Source organism: Hoeflea sp., assembly GCF_039975035.1.
GTDB lineage: Bacteria > Pseudomonadota > Alphaproteobacteria > Rhizobiales > Rhizobiaceae > Hoeflea.
The window spans coordinates 1-5,265 of the sequence record NZ_JBDWHW010000175.1 but is presented as its reverse complement, the minus strand read 5'-3'; the positions used below and the strand labels follow the sequence as shown (position 1 = coordinate 5,265).

At 59.8% G+C, this 5,265-nt stretch carries 4 protein-coding genes; 2 read left to right on the top strand and 2 right to left on the bottom strand.

Features of this window, described 5'->3' with window-relative positions:
* Both ABJN75_RS15915 and traA read right to left on the bottom strand, forming a co-directional pair.
* The coding region (locus tag ABJN75_RS15915) for a DUF6118 family protein (protein WP_348440560.1) at positions 1–346 on the bottom strand (346 nt) is incomplete at its 3' end.
* Between the two features lie 44 nt (positions 347–390).
* The gene (traA, locus tag ABJN75_RS15910; protein WP_348037663.1) at positions 391–3,909 is read right to left on the bottom strand and encodes a Ti-type conjugative transfer relaxase TraA; all 3,519 of its coding nucleotides are present in this window, start codon (positions 3,907–3,909) and stop codon (positions 391–393) included.
* A gap of 216 nt (positions 3,910–4,125) precedes the next feature.
* Between traA and ABJN75_RS15905 the strand changes: the two genes are divergently transcribed.
* Together ABJN75_RS15905 and ABJN75_RS15900 are read left to right on the top strand one after the other, a co-directional pair.
* A complete protein-coding gene (locus ABJN75_RS15905; RefSeq protein WP_348037662.1) occupies positions 4,126–4,410 on the top strand; it encodes a mobilization protein in 285 nt (94 codons plus the stop codon).
* 13 nt (positions 4,411–4,423) lie between these two features.
* The coding region (locus ABJN75_RS15900) for a type IV secretory system conjugative DNA transfer family protein (RefSeq protein WP_348440559.1) at positions 4,424–5,265 on the top strand (842 nt) is incomplete at its 3' end.

The window sequence follows — 5,265 nt, the reverse complement described above, 5'->3', positions numbered from 1 at the left end:
CTTCGCGCGCCAGATCGCTGGTAGCTTCATCCACTTTACGCGCCAGTGATTTTACCAGCCCGTCCCCGCCCTGTTCGGCGGCGCGCGTCAGTTGGGCCGGCTGAAGCCGGAGTACCGGCAATTGCTCGATCGCCTGAAGGCGCTCCCGGGTCCGGGCAAGGCTTTCCACCAGACGACCGAGATCGGCACTGTAGTCGACCGGCTGACCGATCCTGTCGATCTGGTCGAAGGCCGTCTCGACCCCCTTGCGGATCACGGTCATTTCTCCGCCGATCTCGCGTGAGAGCTTTTCCACCGCCTCACGCAAATCGTCGAAAGCCTGAACCGGATCGCCGGCAGTTTCCATGTTGTCTCGTTCGAAGTCCGCGCTTGCGTCCGTCATCGTGTCCCTTACATTTCCAGTCCGTGGCTCTTGTCGAGCTTTTGCTCCCGCGAGATTTGCCGCTCCAGGTCTTTGGCAAGGCTCTTTTCTTGGCCGATATGGTCAAGTCCAAGGTCTTTCGACCGCTTTTGAAGCGCCTGCTCCATCTGCGGATCGCGCTCGAGGCTTTTCGTCAAATCGCGCAACTCAGATGCGACCCTGCCGCGCGCTTGCGTCTCCTGCCGCCCACGCAGCTCCCGGTGCTCGGCCTTCAACTCCTGCCAGCGCTCGACAAAGCGATCGGCACGAACAGCCGGGTCCGCAACCGCCGCCCGCTCACGCTCCATGCCGGCGACAAGATGATCGACACGGTCCCGGCCAGAACGCTCCGTCATGGCCAACGCGGTCTGCGGATCGCGCTGCACCGCAGATCTGATCAACTCCAGGGAACCGGACCGCGCCTGGTCGAGCTGACGGCCGGCCTCCTGCATTTCCCGTTTCTGACTCTCAAGGAGAGGCAAGCCCTGCCCACGCTGCTTTTGTCCGGCGCTAAACGCCTGCGCATAGCGATCGACGGCCGTTTCAAACGGGGAGTGCCGGCGCAGCCGCTCAGCAAGCCTGTCCTGGTCTATATCGCGCGTTTCCGGCTTGCGTTCCTGTTTCGACCGGGCGTTAAGCTTGAGACCGTCAAACAGGCTACGCCGCTGTTTGCCCGCCGACGGTGCGTTTGCCTCGGTCGTTCGCTCTGCGCGATCCGCAAGCTTCTTCTCGCCAGATCCCCTATCCTGGGCCACCATACGCCCGACCGTTTCGGAGCGATCTTTCTGCGAGCGAACGCGCTCCCCATTAGCGCCGTAGTGAGCCGGAGAAAGATCGCGGGCAGCACTCCGCTCCATCCGCGCAACATCGATCTCGCTCCTGATCCCCAAGGTTTCCGCTATCCCGCGACGCTCTGCAAAAGCGGCGGAATAATCCAGCGTCGTTTCCTTCACGCCGGAACGCGACAAACGGGCTTCCAGCTGTCCATAGGCCAGATCCTGCGCCTCAATCACCTTCCAGGCATTGCGCTGCACCTGCGTTCCATCAGGAAGCCTAACCGTCTGAGATCCCTCATGCCGAAGCCCGATCGTCTCGCCGATCTCCGGTTTGGCCTCACCAATGGCCCGCTCAAGATCAACACCCCAAGTCGTCTGTCGCTCGCCTTTGGCGTTTTCCAGAGTGACGAAGTAGCTCTTGGCGTTGCCTGACCGGTGCTCAAACGGCGCCTTGCCATGTTCGACCAGGCGACCCGATGAACGATCGCCGAACTCGCCCATATCCGCATAAAGCTGCGCGCCATCGCGATGCCTGGTCATAGCAACATAGGTCAAATGTCGGTCCATCGTTGCCGACGCCAGAACATAGGCTCGGTCGACCGTCGCCCCCTGGTTTTTGTGGATCGTCGTCGCATAGCCGTGGTCGATGGCCTTGTAGGTCTCCAAATCAACACGCACGCACTCACCATCGCGGCCATCGAGCTGCGCAACGATCCTGGGTGGGTCACCCCCCTCACCGGCTTCGATGCGCTCCACCGTGCCAAGCATCCCGTTTTTGACACCAAGGTCACGGTTGTTCTCAAGGAATACGATCCGGTCACCCGGCGCAAAGTCGCGCTTGCCGTCATTGGTCTGAACCGACACTTCGCCGGCGTCCTCGCCGCGCGACAATGAACCGCGTTCCTGAAGCTCGGAACGGATGCCTTCATTCAACGCTCGAACATCAACCCTCCGATGCGCCATAGCGACCCGGCTTCCCTGCGGCCGCTGGTCAAGATCGGCAAGGTAGTCTCGAACAATCTCCGACCGCGCCTGGTCGCGATCAGCCGCAAAATGAATGTCTCCATGATCGCGATAGGCGGCCAACCCTTCGCCCGTCTTATGGGTGGCAAACGAAACAGAAGCCTCCCGCTGCCAGTCATGACGCTGGCGGCGAATTTCCGTAAGCTCCGCATGACCGACCTCTTCCGCAACAGCCCGGAACGGAGCGCCCGCCCCGATCGCCTGCAACTGCTCATGATCGCCAACAAGAACGATCTTCGCCCCGCGCGCTTCAGCCTCGCCAACAAATCGCGCCAGCTGACGGCTGCCCACCATCCCCGCCTCGTCGATAACAAACACGTCGCCGCGGCCGAGCTGGCGCCTGTCGTTCTGCCAACCCATCTCCCACGACGCCAACGTGCGGCTCGCAATCCCGGAACTCTCTTCCAACCCTTCGGCCGCCTTCCCCGACAAGGCCGCCCCATGAACCCGGTACCCCTGTCGCTCCCAGGCCTCACGCGCCGCCGCCAGCATCGTCGACTTGCCCGCCCCCGCAAACCCGACCACCGCCGCAATCCGTTCCCGACCGGTGATATGCGCAATCGCTCCACGCTGCTCATTCGACAATCGCGCCGAGATATCCCCGGCCCCGCGTTGAAGCGCCTCGTCCTGTCGCTCGATCGCACCACGAACATGTCGCTGATCGACACCATGCGATCGCGCCGCATGCATTCGCCGCGCGCTTTCGATCATGCTGCTTTCAAGAGACACCATGTCCCGCGTTGAATAGCGCGCGAGCGTCACTTCGCCCGTTTCCCGATCAACACGCTCGCCCTGAAGCTGCACAAGCGTCGGCGAGGCCATGACTGAAGCAAAGGCGTTCTGAAACGCTTGGGGCTCATCGTTGAGATAGCGATGCAGTGTGCGGGCAATATCATGCCGATCGAACACGCTCTTCTCTTCTGCAATCAGCGACAGAACCTCTTCCGGCTTTTCCCGGATAAGCTCCGCATTGCGTTTGGCCGACCCCTCATCCAAACGGGTTCGATCTACCGCCCGCCCCTGCCGTTGCAGCTGCGTCGCATGAACTCCCATATGCTCCGTCGGAATGATCTCAAGCCCCCGGTCCAAATGGGACCGGTGATCGATCCGGATATCAAACCCTTCACGTGCCAGCTGTTCATTCGCTATCCCTTCCCAAGATCGGCGAATGTCACGAATCTGCATGTCGCTCGCCGGCAAGCCCTGTCCCAACAGCCACTTGTTCTCACGCTCGATATAGGTTTTCTCGCTTAAGCCGCTTTTCTCAACCCGACGTGTCGTCATCATCACGTGCGCATGGAAGTTCCGAATGTCGCCTTCGACATGCGGCGCATGAATGGCAAAGTCCACTGCCACGCCATAGCGGTTCGCAAGATCGGCGGCAAAGTCGCGAACCGCTTCCAGCCGCGCTTCAGCCGACAACTCATGGGGAAGCGCAATCTCGAACTCACGAGCGACACGGGCGTCTTTGCGGTTTTCGGCAAACTCGGCGGCATTCCACAAAACCGAGCGATCGCGCGCCCACTCGGCGGATGACCCTTCGGGCAGAACGATCTCGGTGTGCTCGATGCCCTGTTTTTTGGTGAAGTCATGCACCATGCCGTCGCGTTCATTCACCAGCCGCTCACCGGATCGATAGGCGATCGCCGCCACGGCGCTGCGGCCGCCCGATCGCGATATTGGCTTGATGCTGCAATGATAGACGGCCAATCCCGATCTCCTAATCCTCAAAGAGGGTATCAAGCACTGAGTTGAGCATCAACTCGTAAGTGCGCCCTTCAAATTTCAATCGCTACGCTTTTTCATTTTCAGGTATCGGAGCAAGCGGATAGCCTCTTGCCTCAATATGCGCAACTTTGCGTTTTGCTTCCTCGGTAAAATTAATTATAGAGTGCAGCCCTGTGGTACCTTCATCAGGAAATCATCATGGCACGCAAATCCATCGAACAGCGACTAGCTGAACTGGAAACGAAAAAGAAGACGCTGAAAGCACGGCTCACAAAACAGGAGCGCACCCGCGACACACGCCGTAAGGTGTTGCTTGGAGCACTTGTGCTGCACCGTCTTGAGAATGCCAATGACCCGGAATTTACACGGCGGCTCTCCGACTGGCTACGCCGCGAACTGCCGGACTTCCTCACTCGGGAGGCCGATAAGGAACTGTTTTCCGATTTGATCGAGATAAGTACCGAAAACCAAAAAGACGCTTGATACAGGGGAATTCATGCTGAGATTAAAATTGGCCTGGGTGGCATTGAAAAATATTGGGCGCGCCGCAGGACGTGACCCCATCTGGGCATTGATCGCTTTCGTGACATTTCCCTTTCGCTATGGCGCGTTTTTCGTGAAGTTCGTTGTCGGTCTTCTGGTCATCATACTCATTCCTACTTTCGTCATTGAATATCTCGTCCATAACGGCACGATCGAGCGCGCCGGCCTCATTCGCCAGATCGCCAGTTCGGTCGTTATCATCTTTGCCTTGCTGCTTATTTGGCGCGCTATCACCAATGCGCTCATCGACAATTTCGGTAACATCGCCGGTGAAACCCACGGCTCCGCCCGCTTCGCGACACCGAAAGAGATGGCGCCCTATTCGCAAAAGTCTTCCGGCCTCCTAATTGGCCGAGACCCCAAGTCGAAAAGGCTCCTGCGCTATGACGGCCCGTCCCACCTCATCACCATGGCGCCGACCAGGACCGGAAAAGGCGTCGGCACCCTCATTCCAAATCTGCTGACCGCCGATCGCTCCATCATCTGCATCGATCCCAAGGGCGAAAACGCAAAGATCGCCGGACGCGCCCGGGAACAGTTCGGGCCAGTCCATATTCTCGATCCCTTCGGCGCGACCGATACCCGGACCGGCACCTTCAATCCCATGGACAGCCTTGACCCGGCTAGCCTCGACCTTGCCGAGGACGCCGGAACGCTCGCCGATGCCCTCGTCTTCGACGAACCGGGCATGAGCGGTGAAGCCCACTGGAACGAGGAGGCCAAAGCCCTGGTCGCCGGCCTGATCCTCCAGATCGTCTCCCACGAGCCCGCAGCCCGGCGCACCCTCATGACCCT

What these genes read in the sequence shown, in the direction of transcription:
- ABJN75_RS15905 (WP_348037662.1), top strand. Translation starts at nt 4,126, where the DNA reads ATGGCACGCAAATCCATCGAACAGCGACTAGCTGAACTGGAAACGAAA.